This is a genomic window from Micromonospora lupini (assembly GCF_026342015.1).
In the GTDB taxonomy this organism is placed as follows: domain Bacteria; phylum Actinomycetota; class Actinomycetes; order Mycobacteriales; family Micromonosporaceae; genus Micromonospora; species Micromonospora lupini_B.
In genome coordinates this window covers 150,488-171,658 of the sequence record NZ_JAPENL010000002.1, presented here as the reverse complement: position 1 = coordinate 171,658, position 21,171 = coordinate 150,488, and the positions used below count along the sequence as shown (strand labels likewise).

Sequence of the window (21,171 nt, the reverse complement as noted above, 5' to 3'; positions counted from 1 at the left end):
CGGGTTGCAGGAAATCGGGATGTCCGGGGTAGCCGGACACCCCGATTTCGCTGATCTCGTGTCGATCTTGAGGTCGCGGTGCCGTGCCGGCGGTCAGTCCTTCTCGATCGTGACCTTGCTGGGCTTGGCGCTGCGCTCGTCGGTGGTCGGCTTGCTGGGGCGCTTGCCGTTCTCACCGGTGCTGGTGATCTTCGTTGGCTTGGCGCCCCGGCCACCCTCGCCCGGAACGGCCGCCACAGTGGGCTCGCCGTCCACCCCGGCGCTGGCCGCGCCACCGTCGACAGTGGTCATCGGCTCGGCCACCGGCCGGGTCGTGGACTGCCCGGACTCGCCGCCCGCGGCGGCGTTCGCCGGCTGCCGGGCGTCGTCGGTCTCGCCCGTGCGGCCGTTCGCGCTGCCGGCATCGGCAAGCACGCTGGCGTCGTCGGGCTTCAGAGCGGCCACGGCACCGGCGCCGACAGGCGTACCAGCGTCGTCGGGCTCGCCCTTGCGACCGCCCACCGTGCCAGCGTCGGCGGGCGCGGCAGCCCCGTCGTCACCGATGCCCGACCCGGTCACGGCCTCGCCGCCTGCCGACGCGGACACGGTCGCAGTCCCGGCCGGCGCGTCGGGGCGGTCGCCAGTGGCCGGTGTCGTCGGGCCGTCGATCGGGCCGGTGGTGCCGCGGAGCCGCACCTCGGTCATCTGCCGTTCGAGTTCGTCGGACTCCTGCCGCGCCTTCCAGGTCTCCTGCCGCAGGTCGGCGAGCTCTTGTTGCGCCTGCGCGATCTCCAGCATCACCTGGGCGAGCTGCTGCCGGCCGGCCGCCGACTCCTGCTGTGTCGCCGCCAGGTGCTGCTGCGTGGTGGCGAGGTGCTGCTGGGTGGTGGCCGCGTACTCCTCGAACTGGCGGCGCGAGGCCGCGACGTGCTCGTCGGCCTTGCGGCGCTTGTCGCCCGCCTCGGTCTCGGCCCGGCCCAGCAGCTCGGCGGCCTCCGTCTCGGCGCGCTCGCGCAGGGCCGACGCGTCCCGTTCGGCCGCCAGGCGGATCGCCTCGGCACCCTGCTCGATCTCGTTCTTACGACCTGTGTACTCGGTCTCCAGCGCGTCCTTGCGGGTCGAGTACTCGGTCTCCAGCTCGTCGCGCCGGGCGGTGAAGCCCGACTCCAGCTCGGTGCTGCGCGCGGTCCAGCCCGACTCCAGCTCCTGCTGGCGGGACTCGTGCTGCTTGTCCAGCTCGTCGCGGCGCTTGGCGAACTCCTGCTCGGCGGTGGACCGTCGCTGGGCCAGCTCGCGATCGGCCGCCTCGCGCCGCGAGTTGACCTCCTGCTCCACGCCGGCCCGCCAGGCGCCCAGCTCCTGCTGGGTCTGCGCCCGGGACTGCTGCACGTACGCCTCGGTCTCGCCGCGCATCCGCTGCACGTACGCCTCGGTCTCGGCCCGGCTGCGCTTGGCCGACTCGGACGCCTGCGTGGTCAGCCGCTCGGCCTCCTGCTGTGCCTTGGCGCGGGTGGCCCGGCCGGCCATCGACGCGTCGTCGATGATCTGCTTGGCCTCCTGCTGTGCCTTGGCGTGAGTCGCCCGGCCCGCCTCGGTCGCCGTGTCGGTGAGCCGCTTGGCCTCCTGCTGGGCCTTGGCGTGCACCTCCTTGGCCGCCTCGCGCAGCTCGCCGGCCTCCTGCCGAGCTGTGGTCAGCGCCTCGCGGGCGGCCTCGCGCAGCTTGGTGGCCTCCTGCTGTGCCCGGGTGTGGATCTCCTTGGCGGTGTCCCGCAGGTGGGTGGCCTCCTGCTGGGCCTTGGCCAGCTCGTCCTGCGCGGCCTTGCGCAGCTTCGCCGACTCGTCCTTGGCCGACCGCAGGGTGGCGTCCGCCTCGGCGCGGCGGGAGGCGCTGTGCCGCTCCTCCTCCTGGCGCCGGGCGGCGAGAGCGATCTCGAAGTCCTTCAACGCCCGCGCGGCCTGCTCGCGGGCCTCTTCGATGATGTGCTCGGCGGTGGCGCGACGGGCCTCGATCTCCTCGTTGGCCGCGGAGAGGATCTGCTCGGCCTGCTCCTCGGCGAGGGTGAGGATCGACTCGACGCGGGGGCCCAGGTGCCGGAAGGAGGCGCGGTCCACCACGTTCATCTGCTTGCGGACCTGGGTCAGATCCCGTTGCAGAACCTCGACCTGGCCGGCGAGCTTGTGGATCTGTGTATAGGCCTGTTCCCGTTCGGCGGCGAGGGTCGCGATCTCGTGCTCGGCACGCGCGACGTACCTGTCAACCTGTTTCTTCTCGTACCCCCGCAGAGCGGACTCGAAGCTGGGCTCCGTGGTCACGTCCCCGCCGAGAGCGAACAGTTCCTCGCCGTGCGACATGCCCCCATCCTCACACGCATCGCCCCCTGCTGGGGCGATACGGACGCCCCTTGTGGGACCTACTTCACTCCGTGGCGAGAGCACCACACCAAGGGTTGGGAAACGCACACGGCGCGAGGTCACACCGGTCACCCGGTGTCACCTCGCGCCGTTCGATGCCCCGACCTGACGCCTCGCGTCAGCCGGCGGTCTCCGCGGTCACACGCTCCTGACCACCGTCGGTCTTCTTCGCCTCCGGCTTGGCCGCCGGGGCAGCCGCCGCCGGCACGCCGGGCACGATGCCGGCGAGCCCGGAGAGCATCTGACCGAGCTGCGAGGTGACCGCGTCCTTCTGCCGGGTGAGGTCCTCGACCTCGCGACGGGCGGCCTGCGTGGTGTGCTCGGCCTCGCTGCGCGCCTCGGTGAGCAGGCGCTGCGACTCGGCCTTGGCCTCGTTGAGCGTCTTCTCGGAGTGCGCCTTGGCCTTGTCGATCGTCTCGGCGGCGTTGCGCTCCGACTCGACCCGGCGGGCCTCGGCGCGCTGCTCGATCTCCTTCGCGCGCTCCTGGGCGGCACGAGCGCGCTGCTCGGCCTCGCTGACCATCTTCTGGGTCTGCGCGACCTGGGCGGCGTGCCGCTCGGACTCCTCGCGCTCGGCCTTCTCGCGCCGCTCGGCCAGTTGCAGCTCCAGGGCCTGGAGGTCCTTGTCGCGCTTGTCCCGCGCGTCGGTGAGCAGCTTGGTGGCCTCGGCGCGCTTCTCCTCGGCCTCGCGGGCGGCCTTGGCCCGCTGCTGGGTGATCTCCCGCTCGGCGGTGGCCCGGAGGGTCGCCACCTCCCGCTCGACAGTCGACTTCAGCTCGGCCACCTCGTGGGCCGTCACCGTCCGCAGCTGCTTGGTCTCGCGGTCCGCGTCGGCGCGCAGCGTGTCGGCCTCGCGGCGGGCCTGCACACGGACCTCGGCGGCCTCGCGCTCGGCGGCGGTGCGCAGGTTGCCGGCCTCGCGCTCGGCGCTGGCCTTCATCGCGGCGGCCTCGGCGCGGGCCTTGTCCGTGATCTCCCGGGCCTCGAGGCGGGCGGCGGAGAGGATGCCCTCCGACTCGCGCTTGGCCTCGTTGCGGTGGTCGTTGGCCTGCTCCTCGGCGAGCCGGAGGATCTGCTCGACGCGGGTGCCGAGCCCGGAGAGGGTGGGCCGGCTGTTCTCCTCGAGCTGCTTGTTCGTGTCGGTGAGCTTCTGCTCCAGCGCACTCATGCGCTGCTCGGCCTGGCGGAGGCGACGCTGGGCGTCGTTCATCCGCTGCTCGGCCTCGGCACGGGCCTGCTCGGACTGGGTCAGCGCGGCGGTCATCCGGCCGATGAAGTCATCGACCTGGTGAGTGTTGTATCCGCGCAGGCCAACGGTGAAATCTGGCTGCGAGTTCGCGTTATCGAAGAACGCGAGAGGGGAGGACTGCTGCTGGGGCATTGGGACATACTGGCAGACGCCCCAGGGTGCTTCGCAAGAGCGGTACGGAGCTTTCGTGTCCTCATTACATGGTCAACTGACCTGGCCGCCGAGGCCGGACCAATCGGCGATCTTGGCAGGTCCCGGGCGGGACGGGCGCCACGGAGCGTGACGCGAAAAAGGGCCACGGGCGCGTCCCGTGGCCCTTTGTTCGATCCGGATGGGTTCCGGCTAATGGGTGTGGAAGAACAATGGCCGATCACCGTATTGGCCATCGGGTGCTCATCCGTCCGGCCGGTGGCCCGCTCAGTGCCCCCGGAACCTGTTGATGGCGTCCTCGTGCCGGGCCCGCAACTCCCCGTCACGGACGCCCAACCCGTCGCAGGGCGCGAGGCAGCGCACCCCGACCTTGCCCTGGTGCGCGTTGCGGTGCACCTCGTACGCGGCCTGACCGGTCTGCTCCAGCGGGTAGGTGCGCGACACGGTCGGGTGCACCTTTCCGAGCGCGACCAGACGGTTGGCCTGCCATGCCTCGTGGTAGTTGGCGAAGTGGCTGCCCACGATCCGCTTCAGGTGCATCCACAGGTAGCGGTTGTCGTACTGGTGCTGGAACCCGCTCGTGGACGCGCAGGTGACGATGGTGCCGCCACGGCGGGCCACGTAGACGCTCGCGCCGAACGTCTCCCGGCCCGGGTGCTCGAAGACGATGTCCGGGTCCTCGCCGCCGGTCAGCTCGCGGATCCGCTCGCCGAAGCGCCGCCACTCGTCCTGGTCCTGGGTCTGCTCGTCCTTCCAGAACCGGAAGCCCTCGGCCGCCCGGTCGATGACCAGGTCCGCGCCCATCCGGCGGCACAGCTCGGCCTTCTCCGGGGACGAGACCACGCAGACCGGGATCGCGCCCCCGTTGAGGGCCATCTGGGTGGCGTACCCGCCGAGGCCGCCGGAGGCGCCCCAGATCAGCACCACGTCACCCTGCTTCATGTTGGCGCCGTGGTGCGAGACGAGTTGCCGGTACGCGGTGGAGTTGACAAGCCCGGGGCTCGCCGCCTCCTCCCAGCTCAGGTGCCGCGGCTTGGGCATCAGCTGGTTGGCCTTGACCACTGCCAGCTCGGCCAGCCCGCCGAAGTTGGTCTCGAAGCCCCAGATCCGCTGCTGCGGGTCGAGCATTGTGTCGTCGTGCCCGGCGGCGTCCTCCAGCTCGACGGAGAGGCAGTGCGCGACGACCTCGTCGCCGGCCGTCCATCGGGTCACCCCCGGGCCGGTGCGCAGCACCACGCCTGCGGCGTCCGAGCCGACCACGTGGTACGGCAGGTCGTGTCGGCGGGTCAGCTCGGAGACCCGGCCGTAGCGTTCGAGGAACCGGAAGGTGGACACCGGCTCGAAGATGCTCGTCCACACCGTGTTGTAGTTGATCGCGCTGGCCATCACCGCGATCAGCGCCTCGCCCGGCGCCAGCTCCGGCGTCGGCACCTCCTGCACGTGCAGCGCCTTGCGGGGGTCCTTGTCCCGGGTGGCCATGCCGTCGAACATCCGGGACTCCTCGGCGCGGACGACCACGCCCCGGTAACTCTCCGGCACGGGCAGTCCGGCGACGCCCGCCAGCTCGCGGTCCGGGTCGTTCGATTCCTCCGCCGCCATGATCGCTTCGAGGATGTCCTGCACGGTGACCTCCGGTTCGTCCCCGCACCCGCACGGGCCCGGGTGCTGCCATCGTCGGCGCCGGCGGACACGACCACCATGTCGGCATTCGACACATCCGGCCCGGTCGCGCCCCTGTGGGCCGGGACGTTACTGAACGGTAGCTAGGGCGGGAAGTCCTCTGTGAAAAACTGCATCGGCCGATGCGTGAAGGTGCCCGACCACCCCGCCAACCACGCACAGAAGTGCGCGCACGCCCGTCCAGGGCACCGCCCGCCGACCCCCGGTGATCAAGAGGTTTGGGTCATCTGTGGGGCGCAGGATGACGCAAACCTCTTGATCACCGCGGTGACCGCGGTGGGGGTGGGGGGCAGTCAGGGGGGAGTCAGGGGGTGGGGGCGGGTTGGACCAGTTCGATCAGGACGCCGCCGGCGTCCTTGGGGTGCACGAAGTTGATGCGGCTGTCGGCGGTGCCGCGGCGCGGGGCGTCGTAGAGCAGCCGCATCCCCCGCTCGCGCAGCGCCGCGCACGCCACGTCGATGTCCGCAACGGTGTACGCCACCTGCTGCACGCCCGGCCCGTTGCGGTCGAGGAACTTCGCGATCGTCGACTCCGGGTTGAGCGGGGCCAGCAGTTGCACGCAGCCCCCCTCGACGGTCGGGCCGACGGTCAGCATCGCCTCCCGTACGCCCTGCTCGGCGTTGGTCTCGACGTGCACGCAGCGCATCCCGAAGGTCCGCTGGTAGAAGTCGATCGCGGCATCCAGGTCGGAGACGGCGATGCCGACGTGGTCAATCTTGCGAAGCCCGATGTCTGTGACGTAGTCCGCACCGGGCTCGACGGGGGAGTTCTCAGCCATGACGCTAGTCTGGCCGAACAATCGTTAAGGCGTACAGCTCGGCACCCCCTCGGAGGCAGGCATGGCTTCGGTGATCGTCAGCGGCGCGCGGACCCCGATGGGGCGCCTGCTGGGCAACCTCAAGGACCTCCCGGCCACCAAGCTCGGCGGGATCGCCATCAAGGCAGCCCTGGAGCGGGCCGGTGTCAGCCCGGACCAGGTCCAGTACGTGATCATGGGGCAGGTGCTCCAGGCGGGCGCCGGGCAGATCCCGGCCCGGCAGGCGGCTGTCGAGGCAGGCGTGCCCATGTCGGTGCCGGCGCTGACCATCAACAAGGTCTGCCTCTCCGGCCTGGACGCCATCGCCCTGGCCGACCAGCTCATCAGGGCCGGCGAGTTCGACATCGTGGTGGCCGGCGGCATGGAGTCGATGACAAACGCCCCGCACCTGCTGATGGGCCAGCGCACCGGCTACAAGTACGGCGACGTGGTGGTCAAGGACCACATGGCGCACGACGGGCTCAGCGACGCCTGGGACTGCTGCTCGATGGGTGAGTCGACCGAGCGGCTCGGCACGAAGCACGGGATCTCCCGCGAGGAGCAGGACGCCTTCGCCGCGGCCAGCCACCAGCGGGCCGCCGCCGCGCAGAAGAACGGCCACTTCGCCGAGGAGATCACCCCGGTGCTGATCCCGCAGCGCAAGGGTGACCCGCTGGTGATCAGTGACGACGAGGGCATCCGCCCGGACACCACCGCCGAGTCGCTGGCCAGGCTGCGCCCCGCCTTCACCAAGGACGGAACGATCACCGCCGGCAGCTCCTCGCCGATCTCCGACGGCGCCGCCGCGGTGGTCGTCATGAGCATGGCCAAGGCCAAGGAGCTGGGGCTGACCTGGCTGGCCGAGATCGGCGCGCACGGCAACGTGGCGGGTCCGGACAACTCCCTGCACTCGCAGCCGTCCAACGCGATCAACCACGCCCTGAAGAAGGGCGGCCTGAGCGTGGAGGACCTGGACCTCATCGAGATCAACGAGGCGTTCGCGCAGGTAGGCATCCAGTCCAGCCGCGACCTCGGCGTCAGCTCCGACAGGGTCAACGTCAACGGCGGCGCGATCGCGTTGGGGCACCCGATCGGCATGTCCGGCGCGCGTCTCGTCCTCACCCTCGCCCTCGAGCTGAAGCGGCGCGGCGGCGGCACCGGCGCGGCCGCTCTGTGCGGCGGCGGTGGTCAGGGCGACGCGCTGATCATCCACGTGCCGGGTAAGGCTGAGACCGACAAGTGAGCGCGAGGAGTGAGCCGGTTTTGCGAGCCCCGCAGTCGCGAACAGAGACGGCCGCGGTGAGCGCGAGGAGTGAGCCGGTTTTGCGAGCCCCGCAGTCGCGAACAGAGATGGCGCAGTGAGCGAAGCGGCAGAGGGCGTCCCGGCGGGCACCACGTCGGTGCGCCGCAGCCGGGACGTGCCGATGCTTGTCGAGCGGGCCCGCACCGGGGACCCCCGTGCGGTGGCCCGCCTCATCACCCTGGTGGAGAACGGCGACACCCTGCTGCCGGCGATCGCCGCCGCGTTGGCGCCGTACGCCGGGCAGGCCCAGGTCGTCGGGCTCACCGGCTCACCGGGGGTGGGCAAGTCGACCACCACGAACGAGCTGGTCCGCGCGCTGCGGGCGCGTGGGCACCGGGTCGGCGTGCTGGCTGTCGACCCGTCCAGCCCGTTCACCGGCGGGGCGATCCTCGGCGACCGGGTGCGCATGCAGGACCACGCCACCGATCCGGGCGTCTACATCCGGTCGATGTCCAGTCGGGGGCACCTCGGCGGGTTGGCGGCGGCGACGCCGCAGGCGGTCCGCGTGCTTGAGGGCGCCGGCTGTGACGTGGTGCTGGTCGAGACCGTCGGCGTCGGGCAGGCCGAGGTGGAGGTCGCCTCGCTCGCCGACACCACGCTCGTGCTGCTCGCACCCGGCATGGGTGATGCGATCCAGGCGGTCAAGGCAGGCATCCTGGAGATCGCCGACGTGTTCGTGGTCAACAAGGCCGACCGGGACGGCGTCGACGCCACCGTCCGCGACATCCAAGGCATGATCGCTCTCGGTGAGCGAGGCCCGGGGCAGTGGCGGCCGCAGGTGGTCCGCGCGGTGGCGGCCCGGGGCGAGGGCATCGACGACATCGCCGCCGCCATCGACAAGCACCGGGGCTGGCTGGTCGAGCACGGCGAGCTGCGCCGCCGCCAGGAGGCGCGGGCCGCCGCCGAGATCGAGGCCATCGCGCTCGGCACTCTCCGCGCCCGGATCGGCTCACTTCGCGACGGTACGGAGCTGAGCACGCTCGCCGCCAAGGTGGCCGAGGGTGGCCTCGACCCGTACGCGGCGGCCGACACCCTGCTCGCCCAGCTCGCCCGCTGACCGTCCACCGGGGACGCCCCGGCGCTGCCCGACCCTTGTAGGCTCGCACCGCCCCACGGCGGTGGGGCCGGTGCGAGGAGCAGGGGAGCGGGCATGGATCACGAGGCGACGCAGGAGATGACGGCGGCGTCGGTGCCGGCCGGGGGCACGACGCAGGTCTCCGACGAGGTGATCGAGAAGATCGCCGTCGCGGCGGCCCGCGCGGTGCCCGGGGTCGCCGAGTTGGGCGGAGACGTCGCCCGGTTCTTCAACTCCGTCCTCGACCGGGTCGGGTTGGACCAGGTGGGCGACGCCCGGAGGGGCTGCTCGGCGCACGTGACAGGGGACGCCGCGGTGGTCAACCTGGTGCTGGTGATCGAGGCCGGTCAGCCGGTGCCGGAGATCACCGGGCAGGTGCGGGCCCGGGTCACCGAGGCGGTCGAGGCGTACGGGCTGCGGGTCGACGAGGTGAACATCCGGGTCGACGACGTGGCGATCGGCGGCCCCGCTGCCACCGTCTGACCTGGTTACCCGTCGGTACGCTCTTACTTAGCGATCGTTCAGGCGAGGGCTCTACACTCGACGTGCAGTCGAGGAACCGAGGAGGAGCCCTGCGCATGGACGCCGACGAGATCGACGCCGGACGGGCACGCTGGCAGGCCCGGTACGACTCCGCGCGCAAGCGGGACGCCGACTTCACCACGCTCTCCGGAATGCCCGTGGAGCCGGTGTACGGGCCACCGGAGGGCAGCGCGTACCCGGGCTTCGAACGGATCGGCTGGCCGGGCGAGTACCCGTACACCAGGGGTCTTCATCCGACCGGCTATCGCGGGCGAACCTGGACGATCCGGCAGTTCGCCGGCTTCGGCAACGCCCAGCAGACGAACGAGCGCTACAAGATGATCCTCGGCGCCGGCGGCGGCGGTCTCTCCGTCGCGTTCGACATGCCGACCCTGATGGGCCGCGACTCCGACGACCCGCAGGCGCTCGGCGAGGTCGGCCACTGCGGCGTCGCCATCGACACCGCCACCGACATGCAGGCGCTCTTCGACGGCATCGACCTGGCCGACGTCACCACCTCGATGACCATCTCCGGTCCGGCCGTGCCGGTGTTCTGCATGTATCTGGTCGCCGCCGAGCGGCAGGGCGCCGACCTGTCGAAGCTGGACGGCACCCTGCAGACCGACATCTTCAAGGAGTACATCGCGCAGAAGGAGTGGCTCTTCGACCCGGAGCCGCACCTGCGCCTGATCGGCGACCTGATGGAGTACTGCGCGGCCGAGATCCCGCGCTACAAGCCGCTGTCGGTCTCCGGCTACCACATCCGCGAGGCCGGCTCGACAGCCGCGCAGGAGCTGGCGTACACCCTGGCCGACGGCTTCGGCTACGTGGAGCTGGGCCTCTCGCGCGGGCTCGACGTCAACGTCTTCGCGCCGGGGCTGAGCTTCTTCTTCGACTCGCACCTCGACTTCTTCGAGGAGATCGCCAAGTTCCGCGCCGCTCGCCGGATCTGGGCCCGCTGGCTGCGCGACGTCTACGGCGTGACAAGCGAAAAGGCCCTCTGGCTGCGGTTCCACACGCAGACCGCAGGGGTGTCGCTGACCGCGCAGCAGCCGGTCAACAACGTCGTACGCACCGCAGTCGAGGCTCTCGCGGCGGTGCTGGGCGGCACCAACTCGCTGCACACGAACGCGCTGGACGAGACCCTGGCGCTGCCCACCGACGAGTCCGCCGAGATCGCCCTGCGCACCCAGCAGGTGCTGATGGAGGAGACCGGCGTGGTGAACGTGGCCGACCCGCTCGGTGGCTCCTGGTACGTCGAGGCGCTCACCGACAAGATCGAAGCCGAGGCGGAGGAGATCTTCGCCCGGATCCGGCAACTCGGCGGGGACGGGCCGCACCAGATCGGCCCGATGACCTCGGGCATCCTGCGCGGCATCGAGGACGGCTGGTTCACCGGGCACATCGCCGAGTCGGCGTTCGTCTACCAGCAGGCCCTCGAAAAGGGTGACAAGAAGATCGTCGGCGTCAACTGCCACACCGGCACCGTCGCCAAGGAACTGGAGATCCTGCGCATCTCGCACGAGGTGGAGCTGGAGCAGCGGCGGGTGCTCGCCGAGCGCAAGGGCGCCCGGGACGAGTTGGCGGTCCAGGCTGCGGTGGCCCGGATGGTCGACGCCAGCCGTACCGACGAGAACATGATCCCCGCCATGCTCGACGCGGTCCGCGCCGAGGCGACTCTGGGCGAGATCTGCGACGCCCTCCGGGCCGAGTGGGGCACCTACCGCGAACCCGCCCGCTTCTGACCCCGTCGATCGTGCACTTCCTGTCCGGGTGAACCGGGTCAATGCCGCGTTCCGGTGACAGAAAGTGCACGATCGCGGGGGTGGGGGTGGGGCGTGAGAGTTGCAACGTCGGAGTTGTGGGTGAGCCGGGAATCCGGGCTCGCGTGCGAGACTAGGTAACCATGAGCGACCCACGGATCACCTCGTCGATCTTCACCCGCGGCGCGGTCGACCTCAGCACGCTGCGCGGCCCCGCACCAGCCAGTTCCCGCTCCGGCACACCCCCGCAGGGCGGCCCGTCCGCAGGCGTGCCCGGCGCGCAGACCGCCGGCGGCAACGCCGCAATCGTCGACGTCACCGAGGCGACCATCCAGGCCGATGTGCTCGAACGGTCGATGGCCATGCCCGTCATCGTCTTCTTCGGCGCGGCCGGCTTCCCGGAGAGCGACGAGTTCGCCCCGGTGCTGGAGCGGCTGGCCGCCGAGAGCGGTGGCACCTGGGTCCTCGCCCGGGTCGACGTGCAGGAAAACCCCCGGATCGCCCAGATGTTCCGGGTCCAGGGCATCCCCATGGTCTACGCGGTCGTCGGCGGACAGCCGATCGACGCCTTCTCCGGTGTGGTGCCCGAGGCGCAGCTCCGCCAGTGGATCCAGGCCGTGCTCAAGGCCGGCGGCGTGGCCGTCGCCGAACCGGAGGACCCCCGCCTCGACGAGGCGGACGACGCGCTCATGAGCGGCGACCTGGACGCCGCCGAGCAGGCGTACCGCAAGATCCTTGCCGACGCCCCGGCGGACGCCGCGGCCACCGCGGGCCTGGCCCAGGTCGGCGTGGCCCGCCGGGTGGCGGGCGCCGACCCGGCCACCGCGCTGGCCGCCGCCGAGAGTGCCCCCGACGACGTCGCGGCCCAACTGCTGGCCGCCGACATCGAGGTGCTCAGCGGCCTGGCCGAGCAGGCGTACGCCCGGCTCGTCGGCCTGGTCCGGCGCACCGCCGGTGAGGACCGCGAGGAGGTTCGCCAGCACCTGGTGTCGCTGTTCTCCATCGCCGGCCCGGACGACCCGGCGGTCGCCTCGGCCCGGCGGGCCCTGGCCAGCGCCCTCTTCTGAGTTCAATGACTTCGTAGCACGCCAGCGCGGGCCGGCGTTTCGCCGGCCCGCCCGACCACCGAGGACGGGAGCTCATGATGCGCCGGATCGCCGTCCTCGACGCGCCGACAAATCTTGGCCTGCGACCCCCCACGTCCACCTCCGTGCCGGGCTGCGCGAAGGCGCCCGGCGCGTTGCGTGACCACGACCTGCTGGCCCGGCTGCGGGCCCGCGACGCCGGCTGCGTCACCCCACCGCGGTACGACCCCGGCGACTGGCGGCCCGGCGACGGCGTGTGCCACGCCCGGGAGATCGCCGACTACTCCCTCGCCCTCGCCGAGCGGATCGGCTCGATCATCGACCGGGGCGAGTTCCCGGTGGTGCTGGGCGGCGACTGCTCAGTGCTGCTCGGCTCCGCGCTGGCCATGCACCGCCTCGGTGAGGCGGTCGGCGGGCGGATCGGGCTGGTCTTCGTCGACGGGCACTCCGACTTCCGGCACCCCGGCAACGCCTCCTACGTCGGCGCGGCCGCCGGGGAGGACCTCGCCCTCGTCACCGGGCGCGGGCAGGCCGACCTGGCCGCGCTGGAGGGTCGCCGGCCCTACTTCCGCGACATCGACGTGGTGGTGCTCGGCATCCGCGCCCAGGACGAGTACCGGCTCGACCTCCAGGCCGCCGGGATCACCACCCGACCGGTGCCGGCGCTGCGCGCCGAGGGCGCCGCCCGGACGGCCCAGTGGGCGCACGAGCAGCTCGCCGACTGCGCGGGCTACTGGGTGCACATCGACGTCGACGTGCTCGACCCGGCGGTGATGCCGGCCGTGGACGCCCCCGACCCGGGTGGAATCGCCTTCGCCGAGCTGGAGATCCTGCTCGCCGGCCTGGTCGACACCCCACACTGCCTGGGCGTCGAGCTGACCGTCTTCGACCCCGACTACGACCCGGACGGCTCGTACGCCGCCGAGATCGTCAACACCGTGGTCGCCGGTCTGGCCCCGGTCACCGCCCCGGAGGCGGTGCCGCCCCGACTGCTGTCGCCCCGACCCACGCCCTCCCCGCGACGCGGCAACGGCCGGCCGTCGACCGCCTCGGAGCATCTCGACCGGTCCGAGTTGCTCGACCGGTCCGAGTTGCTCGACCGGTCGGAGTTGCTCGACCGGTCGGAGTTGCTCGACCGGTCCGAGTTGCTCGACCGGTCGGAGCTGCTCGACCGGTCCGACCGCCTCGACCGGTCGGATCGTGCCGGTGCCGGCGTGCGCGACTCGTCGGCTGCCACCTTGCGTGACTCGTTCGTCGGTGCCGGTTCTCCTGGTGATGCCGCGTCCTCCGCCGTGGAGACTGCTGCCGCCGATCCCGCCGACGCCGATCCCGCCGACGCCGACTTCGCCGGTGCCGACCGATCCGGCGCCGTGTCCTCCGGTGCCCGGTCCGCTGACGTCGGGTCCGCTGACGTCGGGTCCGCTGACGTCGGGTCCGCTGGGGTGCGTGGGTTGGGCTCGGTGTCCCACGGCATCGCGGCCCAGCCGGAGCCGCCCGATGTTCGCGGCCCGGTCCACTCGGAGCGGGCCGGCATCGCATCGGGTATCGCGGCCCTCATCTCGGCCCCGGTTGAGCGGGAGCCGGTCGGCCCGCCGGCGTCGGCGGGCCCGGGCCTGCTCCGCCGAGCCGCCCCGCCGGCCCAGGACGTCCCAGACCACGACAACGCCGACACCGCCTGACCCGAACGTATTGATCGACTCCGTTTCGCCGATGTGGCGGTGTCCAAGCGCGGGGACACCGCCACATCGGCGAGCTGGAGTCGATCACCACCTGCGCGGTCGTCGTCGAGGCCGCGCCGCTCTCAGCCGGTCACGGGGTGGGTAGGGCGCGGAGGAAGCGCTCGGCGATCGGAACGGCCGAGGCCGTGCTGGCCCCGCCCTTCTCCACGAACACGGCGAACGCGACGTCACCCTGCCAGCCCACGAACCAGGCGTGCGTGTGGGCCGGATTGTCGTCGTACTCGGCGGTGCCGGTCTTGCCGTACACCTCGCCGCCCGGAACGTCCTTGAGCGCGCTGCCGGTGCCGGCGGTGACCACCTCGCGCATCATCGTGCGCAGCGCCTCGATCGACTGCGGCTTGAGCGGTCCGTCGGTCGCGGCCGGCTTGGCCGGCGCCGGGTCGACAAGCAGCTTCGGCTGGATGAAGGCACCGCGGGCTACGGCCGCGGTGGCGCCGGCCATGGCCAGCGGGCTGACAAGCGTGGTGCCCTGGCCGAACGACGCGGCGGCCTGCTCGGCGGGGCTGCCACCGGTCGACACCTTGCCGGTGAAGGCGTCCGTGCCGAGATCCCACTGCCCCTCCAGGCCCAGCGAGCGGCCGGCGGCGGCCAGCCCGTCACCGCCGAGCTTCGGGGCCAGCGAGGCGAAGGCCGTGTTGCAGGACTTGGCGAAGTCGGTGCGGAACGGCACCGAGCCCAGCTCGAAGTTGTCCGAGTTCTTGAAGGAGCGGCCATCGACTGTGAAGGTCTTCTTGCACTCCACCGGCCCGTCCAGGGTGACCGCGCCGCGGTCCAGCAGACCCAGCGCGCTGACCATCTTGAACGTGGACCCCGGCGGCACCTGGGCGTCGAAGGCCAGGTTCTCGCCGGCCGGCCCGGGACCGTTGGCGGCGGCGAGGACCGCGCCGTCCTTGACGCGTACCGCGACAAGCGCGGCTCGGCGCGACTCGGCGCGCAGCGCACCGTCGGCAGCGTTCTGGGTTGCCACGTCCAGGGTGGTCTTCAGGGCCTGGCCGGGCTTCGGCTCCTGGTGGAACAGCTCGGCGCCGGTGGGCGCCAGCTTGCCGCCCTCGTCGGGCCGCTCGACCACTACCGTCAGGCCGGGGGCGCCGCGCAACCGCTCGTCGTAGCGGCCCTGCAACCCGCCGTGCCCGACCAGGTCGCCGGTGACGTACCGGTCCGGGTGGGCGGCGAGGTCGTCGGCCTGCGCCGGGTCGACCGAGCCGAGCAGCGCGCGGGCGAACTCCCGGGTCGGCGCCAGGTCGAGCTTGTCGGAGGCGAACTTGGTGCCGGGCAGGTCGTAGATCCGGGGCTTGATCTGGCGGTACGCGTCGTCGCGCAGGGTCACCACCTCGACGAGCGCGGCCGGGTCGGCCTCGGCCACCCGCTTGGGCAGGTCGGACAGGTCGACGGCGGGAACCAGGGCCGGTCGGATCGCCTTGAAGGCCCCGTCGAGATCCTTGACCAGCTTCTTGATGTCGGTGACCTGGTTGGGCTGCACGCCCACCCGCACCACCGGGCGGGGCGACACGATCGGCTGGCCGGCCGCGTCAAGCACGCCGGCGCGGGTGCCGGTGTCGCGACGCAGCCCCAGCCGGTCGCCCTTGGTGAGCTGCTCGTGGATCACCCGGGGCTCCCACATCACCTGCCACTGGTCGTCGTCGCCCTGGACGAGCCGCAGCTCCCGGTCGTACGTCCAGTGGGCCTGGCCGGGCAGGGGCCAGTCGATGCGGACGGTCGTGGTCGCGATGTTCTTGGTGACCTTCGGCTCGCCCTGCCGGGTCAGGGTGGGCGGGGTGGCCGCCAACTCGCCGGACAGCTCCTTGATCTCCTTGGTCACCTCGGCCGCCGGCACCTTGGCGCCTGTCGTGTCGACGATCGCGACCGCCTGCAGGTCGCCGCTGCGCCAGCCGGCGAGGAAGGCGTCGACGCTGCGCTCCGGCCCGTCGTCAGCGGAGCACGCCGCCAGGACGCCGGCGGTGAGCAGGGTCGCAGTGAGCGCGGCGACCCGCCGGGAGCGGTTCGGCCGGTGGGGCCGGGGGTAGGACAAGGTCATGAAGCGGTCCTTCCGGTCTCGGGCTGCTCTGCACGGTAGTACGCGAAGGGTGTCCCCAGCGTCCCGTGCGGGGCTCGACGTGCGGAAAGACGGGCCGGGCCGGTGTGATGAACATCGCGGGGCGGGGTATCCCGCAACCGGCCAACCTCGGACCCGCAACGGGTGAAAGGACAAAGTCCCGATCCGGACGTCCGGCCAGTGGTCCGCCGACGAAGGCGGGAAACGACAGGCTTACGCTGGGCGGCAGAGTGACCCACAACGCGGTGGGTCGAGGGGAGTGGCACCGATGGACCGGCGTCCGGCGATCAAACCGGAACCCGACCTCCGGCAGGATGACTCCGGCCGGGACGAGGACAGCTTCGATTCGGCGACCGACGGGGACGGCTACGGCCGGCTCGACACGGGCGTCACAGGGCTGACCGGGTCGAGCATCGACACCATCTACGATCTGGGACTTCCGACCGAGGCGTTGGCCGACGACGTGGAGGACGCCGAGCTCGACGAACCGGTCCCCAACGCGGAGCGCCTGGTGGCCCAGGCTGTCGCTCTCGCCGGGGACGACCACGATGCGGCGACCCTTGTCGGTCGCTTCTGGCGGTTCGCCCCGGACGAGGAGCTGGTCGGCTTCACGGCTGAGGAGATGCTCGACGCGGCCCGGGCGCACCGGGACCTGGCCCAGCAACGGGTGCCCGGCGAGTTGAAGCTGCGCATCCACGAGCCGCACGCCGATCAGCACCACACAGTCGTGGAGATCGTCACCGACGACATGCCGTTCCTGGTCGACTCGGTGACCGCGCTGCTCAACTCGTACCACCTGGACGTGCACCTGCTCGTGCACCCGCTGGTGGTGGTCCGGCGCGAGCCGCTTGGCCGCCTCAGCGAGGTCTCGGCGGACGTGGAGCCGGACGACGCGATCGCCGGCGACATCATCGAGAGCTGGATGCGGATCGAGATCGACCCGGTCCGGGACGCCGCCGAGCGCGACCGGCTGCGCCGCGAGCTGCAACGGGTGCTCACCGACGTACGGGAGGCCGTGGAGGACTGGCCGAAGATGCGTCAGCGCGCGCTCGCGCTCGCCGACGAGCTGGCCTCGGCGCGCACCTCGGAGAACCGTCCGCCGGTGCCGGAGAAGGACATCACCGACTCGGTGGAGCTGCTGCGCTGGCTGGCGCACGACCACTTCACGTTCCTCGGCTACCGTGAGTACCGCCTGGTCGACGCCCCGGACGGGAACCCCTCCGACCCGGTCGACGGCAAGGCGCTGGAGGCCGTTCTCGGCACCGGCCTGGGCATCCTGCGCTCGGACTCGCCGGAGGCCCGGTCGCTGTCGTCGATGACGCACGAGGCGCACGAGAAGGTGCTGGAGAAGCGCCTGCTCATCATCACCAAGGCCAACTCGCGGGCCACCGTGCACCGGTCGGCGTACCTGGACTACATCGGCTTCAAGATCTTCAACGAGGCCGGCGAGGTCATCGGGGAGCGCCGCTTCCTGGGTCTGTTCTCCACCGCTGCGTACCGGACAAGCGTCCGGGAGCTGCCGGTGGTGCGCCGCAAGGTCGCGGAGGTGCTCGACCGCTCCGGCCTGAGCCGGCGCAGCCACTCCGGCAAGGATCTGCTCCAGATCCTGGAGACCTACCCGCGCGACGAGCTGTTCCAGATCAAGACCGACGACCTGTACCACGCGGTGATCGGCGTGCTGCGGATGGCGGGCCGCCGGCAGCTGCGGGTGTTCCTGCGCCGCGACGCGTACGGGCGGTTCATCTCCTGCCTGATCTACCTTCCGCGGGACCGGTTCACCACCCAGAACCGGCTCCGTATGCAGGACATCCTGCTGCGTGAGCTGAACGGCGTCGGGGTGGATTACACGACCCGGGTCACCGAGTCGATGCTCGCCCGGATCCACTTCATCGTCCGCACCGACCCGACCCGGCCGCCCGGCGACATCGACGCGGACCTGCTGGCCGAGGAGTTGGCCGACGCGACCCGCCTCTGGGACGACGACTACCGGCTGGTGCTGGAGCGCAAGCTCGGTGACGAGCAGGCCAAGCACCTGTTCGCCAGGTACGCCGACGCGTTCCCGGAGGGCTACAAGGACGGGCACACGCCGTACGAGGCGATGAAGGACCTGGCCAAGCTGGAGCTGCTGGAGGAGCCCGGCCAGCTCGAGATGCACCTGTTCCGCAAGCAGCTCGCGCCCCGGCCGGGCACCCGCGTGCCCGGTGCCGACCTGGCCGACACGATGAACGTGCGGTTCAAGGTCTACCGGTACGGCGAGCCGATGATGCTCTCCGCCGTGCTGCCGGTGCTGCACTCGCTCGGCGTCCGTGTGGTCGACGAGCACCCGTACGAGGTGGACCGGATCGACGGTCGGGTCTACCTGTACGACTTCGGCCTCATGTTGCCCGAGGGGCACCACGAGCTGTCCGAGGTACGCCCGCACGTGGAGAACGCGTTCGCGGCGGCGTGGCGCGGCGAGGCCGAGGTGGACCGGTTCAACGAGCTGGTGCTGCGCGCCGGGCTGACCTGGCGGCAGGTGGTGGTGCTGCGGGCGTACGCGAAGTACCTGCGGCAGGCCGGGACGGTCTTCTCGCAGGACTACATGGAGCAGACCTTCATCGCGTACCCGAAGCTCGCCAGCCTGCTGGTGGAGCTGTTCGAGACCAGGTTCGCGCCTGGCGAGCTGACCGCCGAGGAGCGGCAGCAGCGCAGCGGCGAGCTGGTGGAGACGATCCGGGGCGCGCTTGACGACGTGGCGAGCCTCGACCAGGACCGGATCATGCGCTCGTACCTGACGTTGATCGAGGCGACGCTTCGGACCAGCTTCTACCAGAAGCCGGTCGGGGGTCGGCCGAAGGCGTACGTGGCGTTCAAGCTCGACCCGCAGGCCATCCCGGACCTGCCGGCGCCGCGCCCGAAGTTCGAGATCTTCGTCTACTCGCCCCGGTTCGAGGGCGTGCACCTGCGGTTCGGGCCGGTGGCCCGGGGCGGGTTGCGCTGGTCGGACCGTCGGGAGGACTTCCGCACCGAGGTGCTGGGCCTGGTCAAGGCGCAGATGGTGAAGAACACAGTGATCGTGCCGGTGGGCGCCAAGGGCGGCTTCGTGCTGAAGCAGAAGCCTGGCGACCGGGACGAGGCGGTCGCCTGCTACCAGGAGTTCGTCGGCGCGATGCTTGACGTCACCGACAACATCGTCAGCGGGCAGATCGTGCCGCCCGAGGACGTGGTCCGGCACGACGGCGACGACCCGTACCTGGTGGTGGCGGCGGACAAGGGCACTGCGACGTTCTCCGACATCGCCAACGAGATCTCCGTGGCGCACACCTTCTGGCTGGGCGACGCGTTCGCCTCCGGCGGTTCGGCCGGCTACGACCACAAGAAGATGGGCATCACCGCCCGAGGAGCGTGGGAGTCGGTCAAGCGGCACTTCCGCGAGTTGGGCGTGGACACCCAGGCCCAGGACTTCACGGTCGTCGGCGTCGGCGACATGTCCGGTGACGTGTTCGGCAACGGAATGCTGCTCTCCGAGCACATCCGGCTGGTGGCCGCGTTCGACCACAGGCACATCTTCCTCGACCCCGACCCGGACGCGGCCACCTCGTACGCGGAGCGTCGTCGCCTGTTCGACCTGCCCCGCTCGTCGTGGGAGGACTACAACCCCGAGCTGATCTCGGCCGGGGGCGGCATCTTCCCGCGTACCGCGAAGTCGATCCCGATCACGCCGCAGGTCCGGGCGGCGATCGGCCTCGACGACGACGTCACCCAGCTCTCGCCGCAGGAGCTGATGAAGGCGATCGTCACCGCTCCGGTGGATCTGTTCTGGAACGGCGGCATCGGCACGTACGTCAAGGCGTCCACCCAGACCAACGCCGAGGTGGGCGACAAGTCCAACGACGCGATCCGGGTGGACGGGCGCAGCCTGCGCTGCCGGGTGGCGGGCGAGGGCGGCAACCTGGGCTGGACCCAGCTCGGCCGCATCGAGTACGCGTTGACAGGTGGACGGATCTTCTCCGACTTCATCGACAACGCGGCCGGGGTGGACACCTCCGACCACGAGGTGAACATCAAGATCCTCCTGAACACTGCTGTCGCTGACGGTGAGCTGACCACGGCCGAGCGGGACGAGCTGCTGGCCGGGATGACCGACGAGGTCGCCGAGCTGGTGCTGCGGGACAACTACGACCAGGCTCGGGCCATCAACAACGCTCAGGCCCAGGCCTCCTCGCTGCTCCCCGTGCACCGACGGATGATCAACGAGCTGGAGCGGTCCGGCGCGTTGGACCGGTCGCTTGAGGCGCTGCCGCCGGACGAGGAGCTGGCGGTGCGCAGCGAGTCCGGGCTGACCGCGCCGGAGTTCGCGGTGCTGCTCGCGTACGTGAAGATCGTCCTGGAACGGGAGATCCTCACCGAGGGGTTGGCCGACGAGGAGTGGACGACCGAGGTCCTGGTCAAGTACTTCCCGACGCCGATGCGCGAGCGGTTCGCCGACCGGATGGGCCGGCACCGGCTCCGCCGGGACATCGTGACCACCGTGCTTGTCAACGAGGCGATCAACCGGGGCGGCATCTCGTTCGTCTTCCGGGTCGTCGAGGAGACCGCGGCCAGCGCCGCCGACGTGATCCGGGCGTACGTGGTGGTCCGCGAGGTGTTCGGGCTGCGTGAGCTGTGGGACGCGGTGGAGGCGCTGGACAACAAGGTCTCCCCGGAGCTGCAGACGAGCGTCTACCTCGACACCCGACGGCTGCTCGACCGCGCGGTGCGCTGGCTGGTCACCAACCGGCGCTCGCCGATCGACGTGCCGACCGAGATCGCGCGGCTGCGCGACGGCGTGGCCCGGCTGCTGCCGGGGCTGGAGGAGCTTTTCTACGGCAGCGAGCGGCAGGGCATCGCGGCGCACATCGACTCGATGACCGACCGTGGGCTGCCCCGCGAGCTGGCGGAGCGGGCGACCCGGCTGATGTACAGCTTCGGCCTGCTTGACGTCGTGGAGACGGCGACCCGCAGCGGACGGGACGTCAGCGAGGTGGCCTCGGTCTACTTCGTGCTCTCCGACCTGTTCCGGGTGGACTCGCTGCTGTCGAAGATCTCCCTGCTGCCGCGCGAGGACCGCTGGCAGACCCTCGCCCGGATGGCGCTGCGCTACGACCTGTACGCCGCGCTTGCCGCGCTCACCGCGGAGGTGCTCGACTCCACCCCGGATGATCAGCCGCCGCACGAGCGGGTGCAGCAGTGGGAGCAGTCGAACGCCACGTCGATCCACCGGGCCCGCCGGGCGATGGGGGAGTTCGACGAGTCGCGGGCGGATCTCGCCGCCCTGTCGGTGCTGCTGCGCCAGATCCGCACCCTGGTGCGGACCTCCGCCGCCGCCTGATCAGCTACGCCGGGC

Annotated in this window: 11 protein-coding genes and 1 pseudogene; 7 read left to right on the top strand and 5 right to left on the bottom strand. The window is 71.3% G+C overall.

All coding sequences use genetic code 11. From position 1 onward, the window contains the following. Positions 1-93: 93 nt before the first annotated feature. From OOJ91_RS15540 to mce, 4 genes are all read right to left on the bottom strand, one after another. Entirely contained in the window at positions 94-2,331 is a 2,238-nt protein-coding gene (locus OOJ91_RS15540; protein ID WP_266245684.1) for a hypothetical protein, read from the bottom strand. A gap of 178 nt (positions 2,332-2,509) precedes the next feature. Continuing rightward, a complete protein-coding gene (locus OOJ91_RS15535; protein ID WP_266245682.1) occupies positions 2,510-3,772 on the bottom strand; it encodes a cell division protein DivIVA in 1,263 nt (420 codons plus the stop codon). 285 nt (positions 3,773-4,057) lie between these two features. Then, a complete protein-coding gene (gene ccrA, locus OOJ91_RS15530) occupies positions 4,058-5,413 on the bottom strand; it encodes a crotonyl-CoA carboxylase/reductase (protein WP_266245680.1) in 1,356 nt (451 codons plus the stop codon). A gap of 361 nt (positions 5,414-5,774) precedes the next feature. Beyond that, on the bottom strand, positions 5,775-6,248 hold the full coding sequence (mce, locus tag OOJ91_RS15525) for a methylmalonyl-CoA epimerase (protein ID WP_266245678.1): 474 nt from the start codon (positions 6,246-6,248) through the stop codon (positions 5,775-5,777). 61 nt (positions 6,249-6,309) lie between these two features. Between mce and OOJ91_RS15520 the strand changes: the two genes are divergently transcribed. The 6 genes and pseudogenes from OOJ91_RS15520 to OOJ91_RS15495 all read left to right on the top strand — a co-directional run. After that, on the top strand, positions 6,310-7,509 hold the full coding sequence (locus tag OOJ91_RS15520; RefSeq protein WP_266245675.1) for an acetyl-CoA C-acetyltransferase: 1,200 nt from the start codon (positions 6,310-6,312) through the stop codon (positions 7,507-7,509). A gap of 181 nt (positions 7,510-7,690) precedes the next feature. Further along, positions 7,691-8,626 carry a methylmalonyl Co-A mutase-associated GTPase MeaB gene (meaB, locus tag OOJ91_RS15515; protein WP_266249715.1) on the top strand — a complete coding sequence of 312 codons (936 nt, stop codon included), beginning with the start codon at positions 7,691-7,693 and terminating at the stop codon, positions 8,624-8,626. A 93-nt stretch (positions 8,627-8,719) separates the two neighbouring features. After that, positions 8,720-9,127, top strand: coding sequence for an Asp23/Gls24 family envelope stress response protein (locus OOJ91_RS15510; protein WP_266245674.1), 408 nt, complete (start codon positions 8,720-8,722; stop codon positions 9,125-9,127). Between the two features lie 95 nt (positions 9,128-9,222). After that, on the top strand, positions 9,223-10,911 hold the full coding sequence (locus tag OOJ91_RS15505; protein ID WP_266245672.1) for an acyl-CoA mutase large subunit family protein: 1,689 nt from the start codon (positions 9,223-9,225) through the stop codon (positions 10,909-10,911). Between the two features lie 161 nt (positions 10,912-11,072). After that, a complete protein-coding gene (locus OOJ91_RS15500; RefSeq protein ID WP_266245670.1) occupies positions 11,073-11,996 on the top strand; it encodes a tetratricopeptide repeat protein in 924 nt (307 codons plus the stop codon). Between the two features lie 74 nt (positions 11,997-12,070). Next, positions 12,071-13,069 (top strand): annotated as a pseudogene (locus OOJ91_RS15495) (arginase family protein); the annotation flags it as partial. A gap of 754 nt (positions 13,070-13,823) precedes the next feature. Here OOJ91_RS15495 and OOJ91_RS15490 read toward each other — a convergent pair. After that, positions 13,824-15,788: a penicillin-binding transpeptidase domain-containing protein gene (locus OOJ91_RS15490; RefSeq protein WP_266245669.1), complete on the bottom strand. Its 1,965-nt coding sequence runs from the start codon at positions 15,786-15,788 to the stop codon at positions 13,824-13,826. Positions 15,789-16,074: 286 nt separating this feature from the next. Between OOJ91_RS15490 and OOJ91_RS15485 the strand changes: the two genes are divergently transcribed. Continuing rightward, positions 16,075-21,156 carry an NAD-glutamate dehydrogenase gene (locus tag OOJ91_RS15485; protein ID WP_266245666.1) on the top strand — a complete coding sequence of 1,694 codons (5,082 nt, stop codon included), beginning with the start codon at positions 16,075-16,077 and terminating at the stop codon, positions 21,154-21,156. Positions 21,157-21,171 lie beyond the last annotated feature (15 nt).

Bases quoted from the DNA above. Each gene is read 5' to 3' on its own strand.
- OOJ91_RS15540 (WP_266245684.1), bottom strand. From the start codon at position 2,331: ATGTCGCACGGCGAGGAACTGTTCGCTCTCGGCGGGGACGTGACCACG.
- OOJ91_RS15535 (WP_266245682.1), bottom strand. From the start codon at position 3,772: ATGCCCCAGCAGCAGTCCTCCCCTCTCGCGTTCTTCGATAACGCGAAC.
- mce (WP_266245678.1), bottom strand. From the start codon at position 6,248: ATGGCTGAGAACTCCCCCGTCGAGCCCGGTGCGGACTACGTCACAGAC.
- OOJ91_RS15520 (WP_266245675.1), top strand. From the start codon at position 6,310: ATGGCTTCGGTGATCGTCAGCGGCGCGCGGACCCCGATGGGGCGCCTG.
- meaB (WP_266249715.1), top strand. From the start codon at position 7,691: ATGCTTGTCGAGCGGGCCCGCACCGGGGACCCCCGTGCGGTGGCCCGC.
- OOJ91_RS15510 (WP_266245674.1), top strand. From the start codon at position 8,720: ATGGATCACGAGGCGACGCAGGAGATGACGGCGGCGTCGGTGCCGGCC.
- OOJ91_RS15505 (WP_266245672.1), top strand. From the start codon at position 9,223: ATGGACGCCGACGAGATCGACGCCGGACGGGCACGCTGGCAGGCCCGG.
- OOJ91_RS15500 (WP_266245670.1), top strand. From the start codon at position 11,073: ATGAGCGACCCACGGATCACCTCGTCGATCTTCACCCGCGGCGCGGTC.
- OOJ91_RS15490 (WP_266245669.1), bottom strand. From the start codon at position 15,788: ATGACCTTGTCCTACCCCCGGCCCCACCGGCCGAACCGCTCCCGGCGG.
- OOJ91_RS15485 (WP_266245666.1), top strand. From the start codon at position 16,075: ATGGACCGGCGTCCGGCGATCAAACCGGAACCCGACCTCCGGCAGGAT.